Origin of the sequence: Paenibacillus sp. FSL H8-0034, assembly GCF_038000305.1 — a bacterium.
Taxonomy (GTDB): Bacteria; Bacillota; Bacilli; order Paenibacillales; family NBRC-103111; genus Paenibacillus_S.
Genome location: NZ_JBBOBS010000001.1, coordinates 447,785 through 470,259, shown reverse-complemented (window position 1 = coordinate 470,259; position 22,475 = coordinate 447,785). Strand labels below are relative to the sequence as shown.

Below are 22,475 nucleotides of genomic sequence, written 5' to 3'. Positions count from 1 at the left end.
CATCCCTTAGTAGCTAATCCCTATCAACCTTTGACCGCTCCGATCATGACGCCTTTGGTAAAATATTTTTGCAGAAACGGATACAGCAGCAGTACCGGCAGGTTGGCTACGATGACGACAGCGTACTTGATCGCTTCGCCCTCCAGAACGATTTGGCCCTGAGTGTCATCCCCGATGCCCAACATCTCCTGCATTTGCCCCTGAATTAATATTTCACGTAAAAATAGCTGCAGCGGATATTTATCGCGATCCGTCAAATAAATAAGGGCATTAAAATAAGCGTTCCAATGACCGACACTGTAGAACAAAATCATGACTGCTATGATCGGCATGGACAATGGAAGTACAATCCGCATCAGCGTAGTCATATTCGAGCAACCATCAATCGAAGCGGCCTCCTGCATCTCATAGGGAATGCCATTTGCAAAAAACGTGCGCATAATCAAGATGTTGTACACGGAAACGGCTCCAGGAATAAGGAGCGCCCACATGGAATTCAGCATGCCGAGATTTTTTACCAGCAGGTAGGTCGGAACCATCCCCCCGCTAAAAAACATTGTAAATACCATCATCGCCGCGATCACATTACGGCCGTAAAAGTCTTTGCGTGAAAGTGGATAGGCCGCAGCGACGGACATGATCAGATTGATGGCGGTACCAACGACCGTATACACAATCGTGTTAACATAGCCAGTCAGCATTTCATTGTTTTGAAATATTCGCAAATAACCGATCCAGGTAATGTTTGTGGGCCACAGCCATACCTCTCCTCTCATAACCGCCTCGGGGCTGCTAAAGGAGGCGACAAGAACGAAGAGCAGCGGGTACAAAACCAGGATGCATATGATCGCCAATATGGCATTAACGATCCAATCGAATATTTGTTCACTGGTGCTTTGATGATTCATGGGTAACCTCCCAGTCGTTATAGCTCTTACCATAAGCTTGTTCCGTTCACTTTGCGGGCCATGCGATTGACAAATACTAGCAGAATGAAATTAACCACGGAATTGAACAGTCCAACAGCAGCCGAATAGCTGTACTGCCCATCAATAATCCCTTTGTGATATACATGGGTGGAAATGATATCAGATGCGGCGATATTAAGAGAATTCTGCATCAGAAACACCTTTTCGAAGCCTACACTGAGCAAGGAACCCATGTTCAGAATGAGCAAAATCGTAATGGTCGGCATAATACCAGGCAGATTGATATGCCACACACGCTGCCATCGGCTTGCTCCATCCACCCTCGCTGCTTCGTGAAGCTGCGGATCTATGCCAGTCAGCGCGGCGAGATAAATAATGGAGCTCCACCCCATCTGCTGCCATACGCCGGATAGCACATAAATGCTTTTGAACCAAGCCGGTTCTGTCAGAAACTCGATGGGCTCTCCAAGGAACCATACGACCACTTTGTTCAATAAACCCGTTTGCGGTGACAGGAAAATGAAGATGATTCCCACCATCACGATCGTAGACAAGAAATGCGGTGCATATGTCACGGTTTGAACGAAACGGCTGAACTTCTTGGAGCGCACCTCATTAATGAGAAGAGCTAGAATGATCGGTACCGGAAAACCGACGAGCAGCTGGTACAGTCCAATGCCAAGCGTATTCTTGAGCAGCCGCCAAAAATAATAGCTGTTGAAAAACCGTTCAAAATGATTGAACCCGACCCAGGGACTGCCCCAAATACCTTTGGTTGCGATAAAGTTTTTGAATGCAATTTGTACGCCATACATCGGGATATACTCAAAAATAATAAAGAAGGCGATCACAGGCAATATGAGCAAATACAGGTCCCAGTTTTTTCGTATTTGTCTCCTGATTGCCAGACGCTTCGGTTTGTATACAGCCTTTGCTGTTCCTACTGCTGATATCGAAGATTGCTTCGACAAATCCCCACCTGCTTTCTACTTGTTCTTTCCGGATCATAGCAGAGGGCTGCGAGGAATCAAATTCACATTTTTTTTGTTACCTTCCAACTCATGATGTCGATGATAAAATGATAACTTTATAAAAAAGAGTCAGCTTCTACAAAATGCGTTATAAGGTATAATGAAAAAGCTGTACCCACAATAAGATTAACAAGACAAAAGGAGCATGCTGCGCTTGAAATGGGTAAGTCTGAACCGCCAAAAGCTAATTGTCAAAATTTTTTCCAGCTTTCTAGTCATCATTGTTCTGTTTTCCGGGTTTAACCTGTTATCCGTTCATTTGTTCAGCAATATCGTACAAAATGAAATCATCCAATATAACCGCTTAATGCTGAAAAATACGTCAGAACGTTACCAGACTCACTTTGAACGGATCAAGACTCTCTTATTTGATATGTACATGAATGAAGCCACTGTTGCGTTTAACCGTCAGTTGATGAAGAAGAGCGAAGCGGACGTCGAGTTCTGGACAGCAACGGATCCACTGAAGGTTATCCGTTCTCAGGCTTACAATCCGATGTTTTATCTTAATAATTTGCTGATCTATTTCAATTCCCGCTCCCTTGTTATTGAAAAGGAAGGCAGCGTCCATGCCGATATGATGTTTTCACAGTTTTATGTAAGCAACGACTATCCTTCACTCTTTTGGAAGAATCAATTTTACCGGACCAGCAATTATGTGCTGCATCCGGAAAAAACGTTTACCGTAACCAACCTGAATTCTTCAATAAAGGCTCAGCTCATACCCTTCTCATTCCGTATGCCATCATCCAACTATCAGGTGATTGCGTTACTGGATGCCCGTTTGATGAAGGAAGCCTTCTATGGCACAGAGGATAATCGGCAGTTCATGATTGTGCAAGAGGATGGATCGCTGCTGTATAGCTCTCCAGGGGAGCTGTCTGCAAGGGATATTCCTACTTTTCTTGACGGAAAAGAATACGGCTTGTCTGGAGATTATTACTTCTTCTTTGAGAAAAATGAAGGCTCGCCTCTCACCTATGTGACGGCCGTACCTTATTCCAATATTGCTTCCAAAGTAAAGAATGCCAGCTGGACGCTGGTTCTGATATTTGCGGTGTCCATTATAATCGGATTGCTTACTTCCGTATTTTTCAGCCGCAAGCTCAATCAACCGGTCAAGCAGATGGTCAACTCGATTCTACGTCGTGACCCCGTCAAGCTGGAGAGCGCCATTCATGAATTCGATCTGATTCACCAAAACATCCGCCAATTACTGGACGAGAAAGATGCGGTTCACCAAGAGCTGGTGGACAAACGATCACTCCTGACCAGCTTTGGCTACATCAACAAGCTGAAGGCGATAACCTCTGACATCAATGACTGGAAGGATATCGCCGAAATGGATGAGCCCTTCATCATCGTACTGTTTCAGCTTCATTTCAAGACGCGCTCCGTAGAGGACAGTGAAATGAAAACAGACCGCATGGCCTACTACATTCAGGAGTATATTAAGGTCCTCTTCTCCGAGCGTTTTCCTTCTTCACAGACGTTTCAAATGGAGAATAATCAAATACTGTCATTGATCTGCGGTACAGATGTAAGAGATGAGCTGGACCGCGCACTCATGATGCTGAAGACGATCGTAGACCGTGATAAAGCCTATTTCCTTGTGACAATGGCCATCAGCTCGGCATATGAGCAATCGTCCCAATTCAATGAAGCTTATCGCGAGGTGCTGGACATGGTCCAGTTGGCAAGGCCCGTGGATGAAAGTCAGGTGATTCGGGAACGCAGCAGCACGCCTACCCAGCTGGTATTCACTGTGCCGCAGGAGCAGGAGCTATACGCCAACCTGCAAGCAGGCAATGATCTTAACTGCATAACGTTTATGAACCGAATGCTCTATCAGCTGGACAAAAGAGGGGTCAGCGTTCAGCAATTGAGGCAGCTTGCCGAGGGGGTCATTGCCAGGGTCGTGAAGTTGTTAGAGCCTTATGGAATCGATGTGAATGGTTCCTCTTATCACCAGCAGCAGCTGGTGCTCATGGAGGAATGCTATACACTTGACCAGTTCAAGCAATTTTATGCGGAGCTGTTTCAAACCAGCGCAGCCGTCATCCGGTCCAGAAAGAACGAACAGGACCCCGCCATCACTTTCGTCATGGATTACATTGAGAAGCGGTTCGCGGACGATGTATCGCTCGACCAGCTTGCCGACAAATTGAACATTTCTGTAGGCTACCTGTCCGTCTATATTAAGGAAAAAACAGGAGCCAATTTCAGCGATCACATTAATGCTATTCGCATCAACAAAGCGAAGGAGCTGCTGTCCGATAATGCTCTCAGCGTACAGGAGATCAGCGTCCTGATCGGTTACCGTAACGTCACCTCTTTTATCCGCATGTTCAAGAAGATGATTGGCATGCCTCCAGGGGAATACCGGAAAAATAAAGTACTAGCGGCTGACACTGAAAGTTTAGATCACAGATAATCAGGCTCTGGGCCTCCTGTTTGAGGGCGGCCTGTTTTATTCGATGCATTTTTTATATAATAGAGATACTGCGTTTAGTAGTAGCCTGTGACAACGTCTTTGGATGGTCTCAGCAGCTTTTTATATCGATCTAACTGACAGGAGGCAACTATACGATGCTTACTCGAGATATCCCGATTTCTGTGCTGGATCTAGCCCCTATTGTTGTGGGCGGCACAGCGGCAGATTCCTTTAAAAACACCCTTGATCTCGCACGCCATGCCGAGCAGTGGGGTTATCACCGCTACTGGCTTGCTGAGCATCACAATATGCCGGGGATTGCCAGCTCTGCAACTTCGCTTGTTATTGGTTATGTTGCTTCAGGCACCCAAAAGATACGCGTCGGGTCGGGCGGCATCATGCTGCCTAATCATGCTCCGTTGGTCATTGCCGAGCAGTTCGGCACACTGGAATCGATGTATCCCGGTCGCATTGATCTTGGACTCGGCAGAGCGCCGGGCTCGGACCAGCCCGCTGCAAGAGCGCTGCGTCGCGGCCTGGGCAGCGACGGCAATGATTTCCCCGATCTGCTTAGCGAGCTTCGCGCTTATCTGGATAATACACCGGAGGCACGGCCCGTTGGGGTAAGGGCCATTCCAGGCGAGGGCCTCAGCATCCCGATCTGGCTGTTAGGCTCAAGTGGCTTCAGCGCGCAGCTCGCCGGACATCTTGGTCTGCCCTTCGCCTTTGCAAGCCATTTTGCTCCCGATTATTTGCTGCCCGCATTGGACCTGTACCGCAGCAGCTTCCGTCCTTCGGAGTCGCTGGACAAGCCTTATGCCATGGTTGGCCTGAACATTGTTGCTGCCGATACCGATGAGGAAGCCCGCAAGCTGGCAACCTCCCAGGAGCAGCAGTTCCTTAACCTCATTCGTGGTCGTACAGGTCCGCTTAATCCGCCTGTCGACAGCATGGACGCACTGTGGAATCTTCAGGAAGAGGCTCATATCCGCAAGCAGCTGAGCTATACGATTACAGGTAATAAAGCAACGGTTCAGAAGAAGCTTCAGCAGGTCCTGCAGGATACAGGAGCCGACGAAATCATTGTGAGCGCACAAATCTATGAGCATAAGGCCCGTTTACGTTCTTATCAATATTTGGCAGAGCTCGTGAACGCCGGAGATCACGCTTAATTCAATCCTTAGCCTCCATCCTATGCAGCAAGCATAAGGGAAAGGATATTCCTCGAGGTGGCAGCGTAGCCAATGGCCACGCTGTCCATTGCCTCGAACAAGGCGTAACGGAATCCCGCCGCGCAGCCTATTGTATGGGAATACGACAGTACCTGCCGAAATCCCGATATGCCTATATTCCGGTTATCCATCAACATGCAAAGAAGGCCAAACCGCCATGTACTTCCAACAGCTCGTACAGTTCATTCCCACGCTTGACGCGATCACTCCAAGTCACAGCTCCCAAACCGTTGTCACCCCCGGCCAAAGCCATCAGTTAATCATCGTCCAACGCGGGCATCTTCTCATCTCTGCCAAAGATCAGGAGCCTGTCGTTTGTACACAAGGCTTTGCATGTCATCCAGACAATAGTCCTTACTACATTCAAGTTCCCAAAACCAAAGAAGCGGAATACGTCGTTATCACCTACCACGTGCAGCCGGAGACTAGCACCTGGACTCTCTATGGGCCGCTCCATACGATGAGTGAAATTAAAATCCACTATATGATCGAAGAATTGCTGCGCACCATGAACGAGATCGACACCCATTCCGTAGATGAAGAGGCGGCACAGCAGTTTCGAAAACGTTTGATGTTGGAGCGAATTCTGTTCATTTATTTGTACGAATCGCGGATGCGGGAGGAATTCAAGTCCTCTGTGAATTCAATCGAGGAGACCATCTCTTATATCAATGAGCATTACATGCTAAAGCTGACACTGCCTATGCTGTCGCGTCGCGCTGGTATGAGTGAGGGCCATTACACCGTGCTGTTCAAAAAACATACCGGTGAAACCTTAATGACGTATGTCAACAATCTGCGTATTGAAAAAGCCAAGCTCCTATTTCAGCAAACCGACCTGCTCGCCAAAGAAATTGCCCAAAAAGTAGGTTACGTCGATTATTTTCATTTTAGCAGGGTGTTCAAAAAGATAACCGGAGCTTCCCCCTCCATCTTTCAGCAAAACCATGCTCCCAAAAATACGGATCGAACATCTAAAGATTAGACATGTCCAATCTAACGATTAGATATGTTACTTTCAAAAGGAATCGGCTATAATCCAAATGATAATAATAATCATTTTCAGGAGGACATACAGATGAATCTTTGGATGAAACGCCCACTCAGTATTGCACTGGTGAGCTTATTTACAGCATTAAGCCTTGCCGCTTGCGGAACCTCGACTACGAATCCATCCGGGGCAGCGCCACAATCCAACTCGGCGCCGGCAGCATCTACAACAGCAACACCAGCACCGACAGCAGGTACAGAAGGTAAAATCACCGTTCAGGATGCACAAGGAACGGTCGAGCTTGCCAAAAAACCTGTAAAAATCGTCACAATGGACTTCAGCTTCACGGATGCACTGGTTACCTTAGGCACCTTACCGATTGGGGTTGCTGACGATTCCAGCCCAGACCTGTTCATGGATAGCGTCAAAAGCCAATTGAAAAACTATACATCCGTCGGGTCCCGCTACGAACCGAATATCGAATTGATCAGCTCGCTGCAGCCGGACCTGATTATTGCAGACCTGAATAAGCACAAAAATGCACTTCCACAATTAAAAGCGATCGCTCCTTTGCTCGTTCTGGACGATTCGCAAGCAGACTATAATCAAATGCTCAAAAACTATGCGATTATTGCAAAAGCAGTCGGCAAGGAAGAAGAAGGCAAGAAGCGCCTTGCTGAGCACCAAACGAAAATCGACGCTGTAAAAAAGAAGCTGACCAACACCAATTTGCGTGTACTGCCAGCCGTTACGAATTCCAAGGGCTTCTATGCGCATTCGGACCACTCCTTTGGCGGCTCCTTCCTGATGCTGCTCGGATTTACAGATCCCGTAAAAAATACAGCAGCCAACCCGCAGCTTACTCTGGAGCAGCTGGTCGAAGCCAATCCGCAAGCCATGTTCCTACTGCCATCGGAGAAAGAAACGATCGTTAATCAATGGGAAACCAACCCGCTGTGGAAGCAAATCGATGCCGTTGCCAACAAAAAAGTATTTACAGTAGAAAGACGTGACTGGTCACTATCACGCGGATTGCTTGGGTCCGAGAAAATCGCCGAGGATATCCTCAAAAACCTGGGAGCCTAGACGATGATAAACAAGGTCCAATTGGAAAAGCAGAACCGAACCAGGTCTCTGCTCTTTCTTTTTTCTGCTTCCTTTCTGTTACTGGTCATTGGATTCCTCTGCAGTGTCAAATGGGGCCAGGCGCAAATATCCTGGCGTGTCTTGTATGAAGCCTTAACGTATCAAGGGCATGATAAAAATCATCTCTATATTCAGACGCTGCGCCTGCCGCGCACTTTAACGGCAGGCATAGTAGGCATTCAACTGGCACTCGCCGGATTGCTGACCCAGCTCACAACCAAAAACCCGCTGGCCTCTCCCCACGTATTCGGCATCAATGCCGGGGCCGCCATTGCAGTTGTGTTTGGTTTGGTTGTGATCAAGAATGTTTCGCTTACAGGCTCTGTCTACCTTGGTTTTATCGGGGCCGCACTCGGAGCACTTCTCGTCTGGACACTTGCAGGGACTGGCTCGAAGCAATATGTCCGTTTGGCCCTGGCAGGGATTACGATTCATTTTCTGCTCTCCTCGCTGACGGAGGGACTCATTATATTAAATCAGCAAACTACCGATAGTATGATGTTTTGGCTCGTCGGCTCTGTCAGTCAAGCAGCTTGGAAGGAGATCGGCACGATCCTTCCGTTCTTTATCGGCGGATTGCTCGCCTTTGGCCTGATGCTGCCTTCCTTCCGCTTGCTGCTGCTGGATGATGAAGTAGCGGCGGGACTCGGACAACGGGTATTGATCATTCGTGCTATCAGCATGCTGCTTGTTATTGTACTGGCCGGTTCTGCAGTTGCGATATGCGGACCGATCGGTTTCATCTGCCTGATTGTCCCTCATATCGCACGCGCTTTGGTCGGGAATCAACTTCATGTGCTGGCACCATTTACAGCCTTGCTTGGAGGGACACTGCTTGTATATGCCGACTTCTTCAGTCGGTTTATCGCGTTTCCCTATGACTCTCCAGTCGGTATAGTGACAGCAGCGATCGGCGCCCCCTTCTTCATTTATTTGGCCCGCAAAAAGGGAGGTGCCCGCTAATGAAAAAATCTGCTGCTTTGATTGTGGCGTTTGTGCTGATGCTGGTGCTAGCAGTAGTCTCGCTGCGCCTGGGAGCTGTTCCCGTTTCCTTTCAGGACGTTTGGTCCAGCATTTTGCATGAAAATAACAAATACTTTTTTATCATTTACGAGGTTCGCCTGCCGCGTGTCCTTGTCGCCATTCTGGCGGGCTGTGGCTTGGCTGTCGGCGGTGTCATTCTGCAAAGCGTTGTGCGCAATCCGCTGGCCAGTCCCGACGTGATCGGCATTACCAAAGGTGCAGGACTGGCTGCTTCCGCTGTGATTTTTCTGTTTCCCAAAGCGCCTGGCTATTTCCTCCCAATAGCTGCTTTTATCGGCGCCTTTGCCGCCTTTGGCATTTTACTGCTGCTCAGCAAACGCTTGACCATGACGCCTGCCTCGCTTGCGCTGATCGGCATTGCAATTGGAGCTGTCTTTCAGGCGGGCACGCAATATTTGATTGTGATGCATCCAACCGACATTAATATGGCACTGCTCTGGTTGGCCGGGAGCTTGTGGAGCAAGCGGTGGGATGCCGTCTACTCGCTGCTGCCCTGGATCGTGGTGCTGCTGCCTGTGGTTTGGCTCCATTATTCCAAGCTGAATGTGTTCCAGCTTGGCGATGAAACGACAACCTCGCTCGGCCTGAGCATTGTACGGCAGCGCTTTTGGCTGCTGCTGCTCGCTGTGGCCCTCGCCGGCATATCGGTATCGGCAGTGGGCGCTATCGGCTTTATTGGCCTGATCGCACCGCACATCGCCCGCAGTATTGTTGGCGCCCGGCATCAATGGCTGATCCCGCTCGCCGCGCTGATCGGGGCCGACCTGATGCTGCTCGGCGATTGCCTGGGACGTATCCTGATCATCCCGCGTGAAATTCCGGTCGGGATCATGACCGCAGTCATCGGAGCACCTTATTTTGTATATTTACTCAGAAAAGCACGCAGCAAGCCTGCTTGAACGAATGTAATTCGAGCCTTTCGATATTCACAGCATGGAGCTAATCCAGTGCAGCGGGCAGCTTCAACGATTCTGCTTTGCCAGTTAGGCCACTTGCTCTACAGCGCTGGATTTATGCTTCGCCATCAAGTACACTTCTAAATAGTAAGAATGAATCGATGGAATCGTGAGCTTCCATCACATCCCCACTTACCTGGAGGTTAACTATGAATATTGAAATATGGTCCGACTTTATGTGCCCCTTTTGCTATATTGGTAAACGTCGTTTTGAGGCGGCCCTTGAACAGTTCCCGAACAAAAATCACGTCGAAGTGATTTACCGCAGCTTTGAGCTGGATGCCCATTCAGAACGTGATGTTCCACATGGCGTAGATGAAATGCTGGCTTCCAAGTATGGAATGGGCCTGGAGAAAGCCAAGGAAATGAATGCTGGTGTCGCCGCTCAGGCACAATCCGTTGGACTGACCTTTAAATTTGACACGATGACTTTGACGAATACGTTTGACGCGCATCGATTGGCGCATTTCGCTGCCCAGCATGGTCTTATGCGCGAAATGACCGAGCGTCTGCTGCATGCGTATTTCACTGAGTCCAGGCATATTGGCGATCATCAGACCTTAGCTGCTTTGGCCGCAGAAGTCGGTCTCAACAAGGAGGAGGCTCTACAGATGCTCGCTGGCCAGGCATTCACAGCCGAGGTCCGTAACGATGAGGAGGAAGCAGGCAAATTAGGTGTGCGCGGGGTTCCTTTTTTCGTGATCAACCGCAAATATGCGATTTCAGGCGCACAATCGAGCGAAGTGTTTTTGGGTGCTCTGCAGAAGGCATGGGAAGAGGATCAGCCGCTGACCCTTCTTAATACTTCCGACAGCACAGCAGAGGGTGAGGCTTGTGACGATGGGGTTTGTGCTCCTTCACAGCAGAAGCCGTAACTTATCATCTGATTCGAATGCTGAGCTTGTTCGTCACCGGACCTCTAGCTGCGCTTCATTAAGTGGATAACATCATTAAAAAAGTCTTCAATCCGTCCTGTCTGAACTGTGACCTGTAAGATGGACACCTTGAAAAAGGCGCTCTATTACTACGGGTCATAAGCTTAGTCAGCCACTGATTAAGAAGACTTTTTTGTTTGAAGAAGTGAGACGGATCAAGAACATTCAGAAATCACTTCAAGTGGACCTCATTCCGGCAATCCTTCCAGGTCCGGCATGTAGCGGTACTGCTCCAGGTCAATGCGTCCTTCGTCGCTCACAGCTACACCTTCACTATTTAAATGGAACGTCTGCATAAAGCGCGACTCCTCATTATTAAAAGCAATTTCTCCCTTTGCATTCACAACACGATACCAGGGAAGCTGATGGACCCGACTTTGCGAATGCAGGATGCGTACAACCTGCCTAGCCCCTCTCGGACTGCCTGCAAGCTCGGCAATTTGCCCATAGGTCATCACATACCCTTCAGGGATACTTTTAATGATTGCGATAACGTTCAACGTGAACGGCTTCATACGGTTCCCCTCCCCGTCTTCGACAGAACAAGCACATACCGAATGTTATTGTGCTTTTCTAACTGAAGTCCTTGACAACATATAGGATTCCCCTATAGTCACCATTCATTTTATATATTTCCTCAATTATACATCTCTCGCTACAATGAAGGAAACCCATACCAAGGAGGTTTTCATATGAACCCATCAGTCAAAACACTGTTCGACGCCGTCGCCAATGAATATGACCAGCAGCGAAAACAATTGATCCCCTGTTTCGATGAGTTTTATGGGATGGCTCTATCGCTAACGGAAAGTCAAAAGCCAGCCCCCCGTATACTCGATTTGGGTGCGGGCACGGGACTATTCTCCCGAATGGTGCTGCAGAAATACCCAAGCGCTCACCTTACTCTGATGGATCTCAGCGATCAAATGCTGGAGGGAGCACGCCATCGGTTTCGTGAGGAAGATCACGTTCAATACATCGTCGGTGACTATTCCAGCTACATATTTCCTGAATCGTATGACATTATCGTCTCTTCGCTGTCGATCCATCATTTGACCCATCCTGCCAAAAGACAGCTGTTCGCAACCGTTTATCAGCTGCTGAATCCAGACGGTGTATTTGTCAACGCTGATCAGGTTCAGGGCAATACCCCAGCGATAGATCAATACCATAAGCAGCGCTGGTTAGCCCATATTAACGACAGCGGCCTTTCCAGAGAGTCTATCAACGCCTCCGTGGAACGAAGAAAGCTCGACATCAACGCCAAGCTCGGCGAGCAAATCGAGTGGCTGGAGCAGGCTGGTTTCACTGATGTGGATTGCATGTATAGATATCTCGATTTTGCTGTTTTTTTCGGCAAAAAGAACTAATCTCGGCTGCTCGAGGGAAGGCTTGGCTCAATTGCCCGCTGCACACTCCTTCCCTGAGGCTGCCTTATTAATCTGCCGCGCTTTATATCCGTGAAGCTATCTCATCTTGTTGCATGCACACGCCAAGGCTTATGTCCGCCGAAATAGCGGATGGGCTGCTGCTTTATTTGAGCGGCAGCATGGATAACCAGATCAGGGACTGTATCCCCTTGGTACAGAACGACTTCATCGCCTTTAACCAAGGACAATTCCACCACTCCAAGTTCGTCAGGCTGCAGCTCCACCACACCAGCAGCATGGGATTCCGACCCACTCCATGCAGACGCGGGCCCGATGGCCATCATATTAACGGCGCCGCTCCAGCCTGTCTTGATCCTGCAGGGCTCACCTGCCAAGCTTTTCACGCGGATAAACCGTGTGCTCCCGTTCTCACGCTGCGCGCTGACCAGAAAGGCCCCTTCGGTGCGCAGATCATGGAAAGCAGCTTCTCGCCACGCAGTAGGCACAGCCGGAAATATGCGAATCGTATCCCCCCAGCTTTGCAGCAGCATATCCTGAAGCGACTCCGCTCCAGCAAGCGGTGTTTCCATAACAGGCCCAGCTTCCTTGTACATCGTATTCGGCTTGATGATATGCAGCAGCGTCTGCAAATAGCCAAGCGCTTCGTCACCTCGTCCCAGAGTGGCGGCAATCGAAGCTGCTCCCGTAAAGCTGAAGCCGCGCAGGTCACCTTCTTTTCCAATCCAGTGCTCAAGCGACTTGGCGATCAGCGCTCTATCCTCAGAGCTGTCGCTGCCGATCAAGTGAAGCGGGAACACCGCCAGCAGATGGCTGAAATGACGATGACCGTAAGCAAGCGGTGTATCGCGCCCAACCATCAGCCCGGTTTCATCGATCGGGAATGGCGTGAGCCGTTCCAGCACGTCCACCCATTGATCGTGCAGCGAGTCCGTTACCTCCAGTCGATCACACATCCACAGCAGCGTCTCGCAGCCCCACCTCAGCAGCGCCAGATCATAATGACAGTCTCGGACTTTCGTTTTCATAAAAGAACCGTATTCCGGGGAAATGGTTGGCGGCAGGTGCAGCTTGCCATCCTCCGCTTCTTCCAGCAGATGAAAATAAAAATTGATGCTTCTACGCAGCAAGGGGAACAGCATCTCTCGCAGCAGCGTTTCATCCATCGAGTAGCGATACTGCCGCCATACATTATGGCAAATCCAGGTCAGATTGCCGACTTCATCGCCTACCTCGCTGCGCAGATCGTAGCTGCAGCTGCGTCCAAGTCCGGCCGAATCGTCCCGATAAGGCTCAGAGACATTCGCAATCAGCTGCTCCTTGCAGCCAGCCAGCGTTCGCACCAGGGATTCTCCGATATCGAGGCGGTTCGCGGTATACACAGGTGAATAGCTCAACTGCACGTTCATATTAAACCAGACGCCCGCCCAAGGTGTCGGGGCCAACCATGGCCCTTGATTGTCGATCAGCGGTCTGTCAGCTCTTGTAGCCGAAGCGAGCTTGTACATTTGAATCCAGTAAAAGCTCTCCAGTCGGGCATCGGGAATCGTGATCAGACTTCGTTGATAATAGCGGTGCCACCAAGCGCGGTGTGCAGCTACCCATTCATCAAAGCTCCGGGAAACTGCGTTCATCACATGCTGGACAACCTGCTCCTGCGCCTGTTCGTCGTGTCCCTTCTCAATGGATAGGTAGTAGATTCTTTGGTTCGGTGATAGATGAACTTCATTCCACGCACTAACGCAGCCTTCTGACTGCGGGACAGGAGCTCCCTGTGAGTAACGCTGGATGCAGACCTCAACGACGTCTGCTGCATGCCCCGGCACCGCTCTGCCCTTCGTCTCTATATTGATTTTCGTATCCGATGCTTCGTTTCTTTGGACAACCCGCTTCCGTTCCACTTCAATCTTTGGTATGTACTGATTGAGATTGATGCCATCGGCATTTATCAGTACGGGATCAACCTCAGGGTACGGATACCAGACAAAATTGGCGCCGTGCTCTCCTTCGGATGTCTCGATTTCAACAGCCATAATCGTCTCTTCACTATGGGCCAATGCCCGCAGACGCACTTCACCCCGGGTGGTGGTTAAAACCGCACATGCCTCTGCATTCCACAAATCGACTCGGATACAGGTCGGATGATAGATCATCCCCTCCAGCTCCAGATGAAGCTCCCCTATCGGCACACGTGGACTGAAGCCTGTACTGTCGGTTCGTGTTGCCGTGATGTCGGTGCGCCCCACAATAAAGCGCAGCACCCGCCGCTTGGACGAATGCTCCTCCCCATAGATCATCGCGCCGATATTACCATTGCCAATGAATGCCCCTTCGTCCCACGAAACTGGCTTCACGACCCATTCCATATCATGATTGCCCATATAGGACTCCCAATCGAGATCAAGCTTGATACCATCTAAATGCTGATTATGCATAGGCCCCTCCTTTTATCCATTTATTCATACAAACCTATCGCTTGTTATAACGATCCCAGGCATCCTGATAAATTCGGGTGACCTTATCCACACCCATCTCTTGAATCCGCCTCGTATAGTCATCGAACCGATCCAGCGGCTCTACGCCTGTAATGAATTTAAGGAACATTTCCTCCTTAAAGCTGGTAATCGCCGTGTTCAGCTTCGCCATTTCCTTGCTTTCTTCTATCGTAGGCGTTAGAAATAACGGCATGACATGCTTGGCGGCATCCGTTTGCTCCCATATCCGGATCGTCTCTTCCTGCTCGGGGAACGTATTGAAGCTCTTGCGTCGATCTCCAAGAAAGGGACCGTTAGGCTTAGTGTACTGTGAAATCATTTGCTGGAAATTGTACTTCCCGCTCCTCGACATCTTATCGGTGTACTGTGGCACTCCATTCATAACCTCATAGCTCTCGCCTTTAATGCCGAAGTTGAACAGCTGACTTCCCTGTTCGCTGAAGGCATAGTCAAGCCACTGGACGGCTAGCTCGGGATTTGTCGCGGCGGCTGAGATAGCCTTGCTGCCCACTGGCGCATATTGAAAATCACGCTGCCCAATGAACGCCCGCTCGCCCTTCTTTAACGTAGGATAGGGAGCACCCACCAGCTGAAATTGGGAATTTTTTTTCCTGCCCGTCTCCATCCAGCGCCCCATGCCACCACTGACCAAATAAACGGTTGCCCCTGAGCTGTCGCTTAGCATCCTGTTATCCAATGCTTTCGAATCATTATTCAATGCAAAATCCTTATCGATCAACCCTTCAGCATACCACTTCCTCAGTAGTGTCAGCGCTTCCTTGAACTGGGGATCGATAGGCCCGTATTTTACAATTCCTTGGTCATCGATATAATAGCGATTGGCAGTCCGGTAAGCCCCGATAAAAGCGTCCTGAATCATCAGTTCATTACTATACATCGCAGTAAGCGGTGCCGAAGCACCTTTGTGCTCCTTGAACGCCTTCAATACGGTATACCATTCATCGATCGTCGTCGGTACTGCAAGCCCCAGCTCATCAAGCCAATCCTTTCGAACCATCGGCCCTCGGAATACAAGCCCGTTATCCGGTCGAACCATCGGAAATATATAATATTTGCCGCTGTCGGTTTTAACCATTTTGTCGAGTTCCTTATTGCTTTGAAGCAGCTTTTTTAAGTTCGGTGCCTTCTTGTCGATCCAATCATTCAATGGAATAATGACCTGATCAGCCATCGCCTTCTCCGGACCGCCCGGATAAGCACTATTCCAATCATACTCAATCACATCCGGCAAATGGTTGGAGGCAATCAGCAGGTTGAACTGCTCCTTCGCCTGCCCATCAGCGGGGTGCATATACTTCACCTTAATGCCCGTGTCCTTCTCCAGCTGCTTGCCAAACGGCGTTTCCGCCATATTATTGACGATAGTAAACAGATTCGTGTTGATCGGCTCCCATGAGGTTAAAGTTCCCTGCGTCTGATCCCGATTCAGCTCCCTGGAAGCTTCCGCTGTTGACTTGGCCGCATCCTGCTGTGGTGCCGTCTCCAAGCTGCAGGCTGAAAGAAGGCATATCGCTGCCAGCAAGCACACTGAAATATGGCGCGGGTTGACATTCCTTTGTATAGGCATGGTAGTTCCCTCAATTCCCCTAAGTATGCTGCATCTGTCTACCCTACAAGCTATTATGCAGGGGGCTCCCGGTTAAGGAAACCCATCAAAATCGCAAATCGATCATTAAAATCGCAAATCCATCAACCATTCAAGCCCCTAACCTTAGTAACCCGGAACAGCAGCGGCTACTGCAGATCCTTATATTTGCCCGGCGTGATGCCTTCGAGCTTTTTAAAAATCCGGTTGAACGTATTGATGTCCGCATATCCCACTCTTCCGGCGATTTCTGTAACTGTCAGATTTTGCAGCGTGAGCAGCTTCTTGGCTTCCTCCATACGGGTTTTATTGATGTAATCCAACAGCGCCTCACCCGTATACGTCTTGAACTGCTTGGACACATAGGAAGGTGTCAGACTGAACGCCTCACCGATCATCGAGATATTTAGATTGCTGTTGCAGAAATTCGCCTGGACATATTCAATAATTTGCCCGGCAAGCGGGTTATGCATGTGTCTGTGATCATTGGCAACCGTGCTGCACACCTGCTCCAGTACCTCGACAATCTGTGCCTGCATATCTTTGATCGTTTCGCAGCCAATCAGACGTTCAATAGGATCGGCATGCTCCAGCACCTTGGACTTATCGACTGTATGAAGCTCACTCATGGTCTTCAGTAGTGTGCTGATCAAATCGAACATCAGACATTTGGCGAAGGAAACGGAAATCGGAATTTCCCCCACATTGCTGCGAATGATCTCTTCGATCAATTCCCGTGAACGTTCAAAATCACCAATTTTCACAAAGTTAATCAACTGCTGCTCAACATGGAGCGGATAATAATAGCTTCCGGGCTCCCCGGACGCACGAGGAATCGGCAGCTCCGCATAGCGAATAATTTCACCGCTCCCCATCACCATACGGTATTCCATCGCTTCCAGCGTTTCCTGATAGGCAGTAGGTATCGCATATAAATCATGATGAATACAGGAGATAGACACCGTAAGATGGACGTGAAAATGGTCGAACAGGAATGATTGCACCCGCTCTGCCATTAATTTCAGCTCCAGCTCATCGGGTTGTGCAGCGAAATTAACAATACACACCGACATATTATCCATTTCCGTCGTGAATACCTGATGCTGCTCACCTGCCACATCCTCGGCAACGTTCAGAATGATGAAATGCAGCAGCTTGATTTTCCGTGGATCGGCAGTTCCTTCCGCTTGAAATTTGCCATACGTTTCAATATGGAACAGCAGGACGGCAAAATCGGTGGAAACTATTCGCAGATCATGCGCTGCGAGTGACTCATGCAGTGGAATATTATGATCCAGCCTTCCCTTGAGCAATCCTTGAAGAAAGCTCGCACGGATCACATCGCTATGCTGCATCAGCCTGCTATCAATTTTCTCTTTTTCGTCAAATGTGTTGTTAAGTGCAGCCTGCAAATATAAATATTCGTTGGAGCCCTCGTCGAAGGACACACCCGATTTGAGCGAAAAACTACGGATCAGCAGGCTGATCGGTGTATAATTCCTCCTCAGGTAGATGTAGGCGACAAGTCCACCAATCAAGATACACAATACGAGACTCATGATGATGAGCTTCTTCAAATACAGCATCTTGTCGTCAAACAGCTCGGCCGGAATGATCGAAACATACTTCCAGCCCGTAATCTCCGAGGTCGTATAGGACAACGCCAATCGGTTCCCATTGTCCTCTTCATAGAAAAGTCCTTTGGCGCCAAGCAGCCGATCATAGGTTAAAAATGCGGGGCTCTGTACGAGTCCCTTGGATGCAACAAGGCGATTCTGTGAATCCAGAATCGCAAGGGAAGCGTTAGGGGCCGGCATCATGCTGCCCAACAGCTTGGAATCCTTGATCACGATCAGGATCACAGCCCCGGACTGGTCTGAATTGTCCAGTGTTGCCGATTTGGCGTACACGATAGCCTTCTCGAACTGCTCACCGTCTCCATACTGCATAGGTACATACTCTTTCATATAACGCTTATCGAAAAAGGCCTTCCACTGCTCATAGCTCTTATCTTCGCTTCCGCGAACAGATCTGTACAACGTACGGCTGTCCATATGATCCCTGGTCGATAAAACCGTATCGCTATTCTTGTAATATACAAAGATTTGCTCGATATAATCGTTCGCCACCTTATACACGCGCAAATCGTTGACGATATTGAACAGATCATATCGGTCACTATCCGTTAGCGGCAGCGTTGTATTCATGAAACCAGCCACACGCTTGTTAAGGGCGATCTCTATGCTGAGCCTTTCAATACCGAGGAGACTGTTGTCGATGGCCTGCTCTGTCTGGCCCAGAATCGATTCGTTGGAGCGATTGACCTCCGCCTCCACCACATGCCAGGTTGCTGTATAAATAAGTCCGCTGATCAACATCGGAACGAGCAAAACAGATACATAGGAAACGAACCATGTGACCAACACGCTGCGTTTATTGAATGGATTACGGGTCAAGCCCATAGACACGACTCCCTTTGTCGCGCACTCTGGATGCGTTGGATTTATGCTTCTCCTTTCAGTGTACCATACCTCGAATAGGTAGCTGTAACTATCAGCAGAGCAGCCTTTACCTTTTAGCGCTGAACCTGTACTTCCAGCTATTCGCATTGGGTATTAATAAAGAGCCTTTGCTGATTACGGCACTTAAGCTCTACCGCCTCTCAACAAAAGCTCTCCTGTTATGGCTCTAATCTTACTTTTTGGACTTGAACTGTGTGTAGGCCTGCTGGTAAATGTCCAGGTAGCGCTTCAGGTTCATTTTATCGAGTGTGGCCAAATAATTGTTCCATTCCTTGTCGATGTCCAGAGCGCCCGTAACGCCTTTGGCAAAAAATTCGGTCCTGTAGTCCGTAATCGTCTTCTCCAGATTGGCCAGCTCTTCAGCCTGCTCATTGGTGAAAAATATCGGTGGCACGATTTTGCTCACATCGATCTTGTAAGGAAAATAATTGTCCTTCGTTTCGTTATACAGGATGATTTCAAGCGGGTTCTTAGGATCTGCCGCTACACTTAACCGCCATTCATTCGTTCGAAGCGACGGTCCCGACTGTGCCCAGTGAATATTTTGCAGCTTGCCAAACGTCACAATCGGCTTCCAGACCGCCTGCTTCCCATTAAGTCCGAGCTCTCCTTGGGCCGGGCGTACCCATTCCTGATCGGGGCGGCCTTGCGTGCTGCGAAGCGTCGCTTCCTCGGAGAGCAGGAGGTCAGCCAGACGATAGGCGGCAGCCGGATTTTTCGTCTTATTGGTGATAACGAATTGACCCGTGGACACTGCATAAGGGTTATACGCGGTTGAACGTACACCAGCAGGACCTTTGAGCGGTGGTATCGAGACGTAGTCCTTGAACCGCGGACTGTCAACATCGACAAATACGGTCTGATTTTGCGAAGCTATGACTCCGGCTATTGGAATTTCCGGATTCAAGCCCATTTGCTTCAGCTGGTTCCGATCCTGTGTGAACGATTGCGGGGCAATCAGGCCCTCCGCATACAGCTTGTTCATATATTTCAAGGCTTCCTTCCACTCCGGTTGGTTATAGGCCACCTGTACCTTGCCATCCTTAACGAAGCGCAGGTTGAAGTCCTTCTCCAGAAACGACCCGGTCAAAAATAAATCGAGCGTCGAGGAAGGTCCGTTCGTAGCGCCTACAAGCGCGATTTCATCCGGCTTGCCGTTTCCATTCGGATCCTTTTCTTTGAATGCCTTGAGCACCTGATAAAACTCATCGGTTGTGGTCGGCATCTTCAATCCAAGCTTATCCAGCCATGGCTTGTAAATCCACATTTTTTGACCAAGCGCACAGTGGTAGCATTCATTGACCTGAGGGACCGAATAGATGTTTCCGTCCGGCATCGTCATAAGATCCTTTGCGTAATCGACCTGCTGGAACATCTTTTTCATTTCGACGCCGTATTTATCAATGTAAGGATTCAGTGCGACAAACACACCGTCTTTTCCATAGATGGACTGCTGGATTGGAGACACGCTTATATTGAGCAGTACGTCCGGGTAATCACCGCTGGCGAGCGATACGTTGAGCTTTTCCTGAAACGTTTTTTCCGGGGCAACCTCCCAGTCGATGTGAATGTTGGTTTTATCCTCCAGCCACTTCGTAAATTCATTGGTAGCAAAATTCTCGACAATACTGGAGCCCTTGACCATAACCTTGAGTGTTGTCTTTTCTTTCGTGATCGGGAATACACCCGCTTCCGTCACCTGATCGCTGCTGCCTGCCTCCTTATTTCCAGCGGCATTGCCCTCGGGTTTGTTCGGGGTTGAGCAAGCGCTCGCGAGCAAAGCCAATGAGGCTGTTACAGAAAGTAGCACCGTTAATCTTTTTTTCATATACCTATCTCTCCCCTTATTATCCTTTTAGCGATCCGATCATCATTCCTTTAACAAAATGCCGTTGAATGAATGGATAAATAATAAGAACAGGCAGCGTTGAAACTACAATCAATGAAAATTTCAGCAGCTCCCGCAAGCCTTCCTTGGCTGCTTGATCGGCAAGATCGGTAATCATTGACGCATCTACCTCGTTTTGTACAAGAATGTCACGGAGCACCAGCTGTATCGGGTAAAGCTCCTGATGCTTCAAATACAACAGTGCATTAAAATATTGATTCCAGTGACCTACGGCATAAAATAAGGCAATTACCGCAATAATCGGACCCGATACCGGAATCACGATTTTGCGCACAAAAGTGAGATCACTGCAGCCGTCCATTTGGGCCGCTTCAAGCAGCTCGTCAGGTATCGTGGTTTGAAAATACGTACGGGCAATAACCATATTCCATACGGCGAGAGCCCCCGGAATGATCAACGACCATCGGGTATCAATCATACCAAGTCCCTTCACGACCAGATACGATGGAATCAAACCTCCGGAAAACATCATCGTGAATACGAACAAGGCCATAATCACATTGCGCGGCATGAAATCTTTGCGGGATAGCGGATAAGCTGCGATTAATGTAATGAATACATTGATCACCGTACCCACTACCGTATAAAATACCGAGTTCAAGAAGCTCGAGCCGATCAGTCGGTGCTTGAACACCGCCTCGTAGCCCGCTAGTGTAGGCTCCACCGGATACAGCCAAACCTTGCCGGAAACAACCGCCGAGGATGAGCTGAAGGAAGCGCTAACAATATAGACAAGCGGATATAAAATCGTAATCGTAAAAATAAACAGGATGATGTAATTGACGATCGTAAATACTCTATCATCCGCACTTTCTCTAATTGTTCCTGTCATGCATAACATCCCTTTCTACCAGAGACTTGTTTGTCCCGCTTTTTTGGCTATTCGATTGACCAGTACGAGAAGAACTAGATTGATCACTGATTTAAACAATCCGATTGCAGCCGAATAGGAGTAATTAATCGCTGTCGATGCCAAGCCCACTTTGTATACGAACGTATCGATGACCTCAGAGGCGCTTGTGTTCAGCGGATTTTGCAGCAGCAGGATTTTCTCGAAGCCGACATCCAGCACATGACCAGTGTTCATAATGAGCAAAATAATGGCTACCGGCATAATACCCGGCACATCGATATGCCACATTCGTTGTATTTTGTTCGCTCCATCCACGACGGACGCCTCATGCAGTGCAGGATCAACGGCCGCAAGCGCAGCCAGATAGACGATGCAGGAAAACCCGACGTTCTGCCAAATACCGGACCAGACAAAGATGTGTGAGAACCATTCCGGCATACCCATAAAGTTGATGGTCGGCAGCCCGATATATCTCATCAGCGTGTTAATGAGTCCGATACGCGGGTCCATCATCTGCAGCACGATCCCGACCATGACGACGACGGAAATAAAATGCGGCGCATAGGTGATCATCTGTACCGACTTTTTGAAAAATCTGGAATTTACATAATTCAAGCTTAATGCCAGAATGATCGGAAACGGGAACCCGGCAACCAAGCTGTAGAAGCTGAGCAGCAGCGTGTTTTGCATAATCCGTACAAATTCATAGGACTCAAAAAAACGATAAAAGTATTTGAGACCCACCCATTCGCTGCCCCAGATTCCTTTAGTCGGGATGTAATTTTTGAAGGCAATAATAGCCCCGTACATTGGCACATACTTGAAAATGATTAAATAAATAATCGGAAGCAGCATGAGCAGATACAATTGCCAGCGGCTGGACATGTTCTTACGCAGTCTGGTCATGAGACTGTCCTTTTTCAAGAAAGCAACCGGTCGGGTGTTAGTTCGATTGGCTGATGCTTCCATAGATTCCTCCTTCTTTCGATAACGAATGCTTGGAT

18 protein-coding genes are annotated in these 22,475 nt (G+C 48.9%); 8 read left to right on the top strand and 10 right to left on the bottom strand.

All coding sequences use genetic code 11. From position 1 onward, the window contains the following. Positions 1-23: 23 nt before the first annotated feature. Positions 24-908, bottom strand: a complete 885-nt coding sequence (locus NST47_RS02170; protein WP_341153747.1) for a carbohydrate ABC transporter permease — start codon at positions 906-908, stop codon at positions 24-26. 26 nt (positions 909-934) lie between these two features. Beyond that, a complete protein-coding gene (locus NST47_RS02165; protein ID WP_341153746.1) occupies positions 935-1,900 on the bottom strand; it encodes an ABC transporter permease in 966 nt (321 codons plus the stop codon). Between the two features lie 205 nt (positions 1,901-2,105). Here NST47_RS02165 and NST47_RS02160 point away from each other — a divergent pair, with 205 nt between their 5' ends. Together NST47_RS02160 and NST47_RS02155 are read left to right on the top strand one after the other, a co-directional pair. Then, positions 2,106-4,394 (top strand): helix-turn-helix domain-containing protein, encoded by a 2,289-nt coding sequence (locus NST47_RS02160; protein WP_341153745.1) that lies wholly within the window; start codon positions 2,106-2,108, stop codon positions 4,392-4,394. A 155-nt stretch (positions 4,395-4,549) separates the two neighbouring features. After that, positions 4,550-5,566 carry an LLM class flavin-dependent oxidoreductase gene (locus NST47_RS02155; protein ID WP_341153744.1) on the top strand — a complete coding sequence of 339 codons (1,017 nt, stop codon included), beginning with the start codon at positions 4,550-4,552 and terminating at the stop codon, positions 5,564-5,566. 20 nt (positions 5,567-5,586) lie between these two features. Here the strand turns inward: NST47_RS02155 and NST47_RS02150 are convergent, their stop codons facing one another. Beyond that, entirely contained in the window at positions 5,587-5,757 is a 171-nt protein-coding gene (locus tag NST47_RS02150; RefSeq protein ID WP_341153743.1) for a hypothetical protein, read from the bottom strand. Positions 5,758-5,783: 26 nt separating this feature from the next. Between NST47_RS02150 and NST47_RS02145 the strand changes: the two genes are divergently transcribed. From NST47_RS02145 to NST47_RS02125, 5 genes are all read left to right on the top strand, one after another. Beyond that, a complete protein-coding gene (locus NST47_RS02145; RefSeq protein WP_341153742.1) occupies positions 5,784-6,611 on the top strand; it encodes a helix-turn-helix transcriptional regulator in 828 nt (275 codons plus the stop codon). 93 nt (positions 6,612-6,704) lie between these two features. Beyond that, positions 6,705-7,703, top strand: a complete 999-nt coding sequence (locus tag NST47_RS02140) for an ABC transporter substrate-binding protein (RefSeq protein ID WP_341153741.1) — start codon at positions 6,705-6,707, stop codon at positions 7,701-7,703. 3 nt (positions 7,704-7,706) lie between these two features. After that, positions 7,707-8,726 (top strand): FecCD family ABC transporter permease, encoded by a 1,020-nt coding sequence (locus tag NST47_RS02135; RefSeq protein ID WP_341153740.1) that lies wholly within the window; start codon positions 7,707-7,709, stop codon positions 8,724-8,726. Next, entirely contained in the window at positions 8,726-9,706 is a 981-nt protein-coding gene (locus tag NST47_RS02130) for a FecCD family ABC transporter permease (RefSeq protein ID WP_341153739.1), read from the top strand. The genes NST47_RS02135 and NST47_RS02130 overlap by 1 nt, the downstream gene beginning before the upstream one ends. A gap of 206 nt (positions 9,707-9,912) precedes the next feature. After that, positions 9,913-10,638 (top strand): DsbA family oxidoreductase, encoded by a 726-nt coding sequence (locus tag NST47_RS02125; RefSeq protein WP_341153738.1) that lies wholly within the window; start codon positions 9,913-9,915, stop codon positions 10,636-10,638. A gap of 248 nt (positions 10,639-10,886) precedes the next feature. Here the strand turns inward: NST47_RS02125 and NST47_RS02120 are convergent, their stop codons facing one another. Then, positions 10,887-11,213, bottom strand: coding sequence for an MGMT family protein (locus tag NST47_RS02120; protein ID WP_341153737.1), 327 nt, complete (start codon positions 11,211-11,213; stop codon positions 10,887-10,889). A 177-nt stretch (positions 11,214-11,390) separates the two neighbouring features. On the opposite strand from NST47_RS02120, the gene NST47_RS02115 reads away from it, so the two are divergent. Continuing rightward, positions 11,391-12,068 (top strand): class I SAM-dependent methyltransferase, encoded by a 678-nt coding sequence (locus NST47_RS02115; protein ID WP_341153736.1) that lies wholly within the window; start codon positions 11,391-11,393, stop codon positions 12,066-12,068. 101 nt (positions 12,069-12,169) lie between these two features. On the opposite strand, the gene NST47_RS02110 is transcribed toward NST47_RS02115, so the two are convergent. The 6 genes from NST47_RS02110 to NST47_RS02085 all read right to left on the bottom strand — a co-directional run bounded on the left by NST47_RS02110 (position 12,170) and on the right by NST47_RS02085 (position 22,440). Then, positions 12,170-14,521, bottom strand: a complete 2,352-nt coding sequence (locus tag NST47_RS02110; RefSeq protein ID WP_341153735.1) for a glycosyl hydrolase family 95 catalytic domain-containing protein — start codon at positions 14,519-14,521, stop codon at positions 12,170-12,172. 34 nt (positions 14,522-14,555) lie between these two features. Beyond that, positions 14,556-16,169, bottom strand: coding sequence for an extracellular solute-binding protein (locus NST47_RS02105; RefSeq protein WP_341153734.1), 1,614 nt, complete (start codon positions 16,167-16,169; stop codon positions 14,556-14,558). Between the two features lie 167 nt (positions 16,170-16,336). After that, positions 16,337-18,649 (bottom strand): AraC family transcriptional regulator, encoded by a 2,313-nt coding sequence (locus NST47_RS02100; protein ID WP_341153733.1) that lies wholly within the window; start codon positions 18,647-18,649, stop codon positions 16,337-16,339. A gap of 232 nt (positions 18,650-18,881) precedes the next feature. Next, positions 18,882-20,537 (bottom strand): ABC transporter substrate-binding protein, encoded by a 1,656-nt coding sequence (locus NST47_RS02095; RefSeq protein WP_341153732.1) that lies wholly within the window; start codon positions 20,535-20,537, stop codon positions 18,882-18,884. A 19-nt stretch (positions 20,538-20,556) separates the two neighbouring features. Then, the gene (locus NST47_RS02090; protein ID WP_076233860.1) at positions 20,557-21,450 is read right to left on the bottom strand and encodes a carbohydrate ABC transporter permease; all 894 of its coding nucleotides are present in this window, start codon (positions 21,448-21,450) and stop codon (positions 20,557-20,559) included. Between the two features lie 15 nt (positions 21,451-21,465). Continuing rightward, complete coding sequence (locus tag NST47_RS02085) at positions 21,466-22,440, bottom strand: ABC transporter permease (RefSeq protein ID WP_144026536.1); 975 nt, start codon at positions 22,438-22,440, stop codon at positions 21,466-21,468. Between the last annotated feature and the right edge of the window lie 35 nt (positions 22,441-22,475).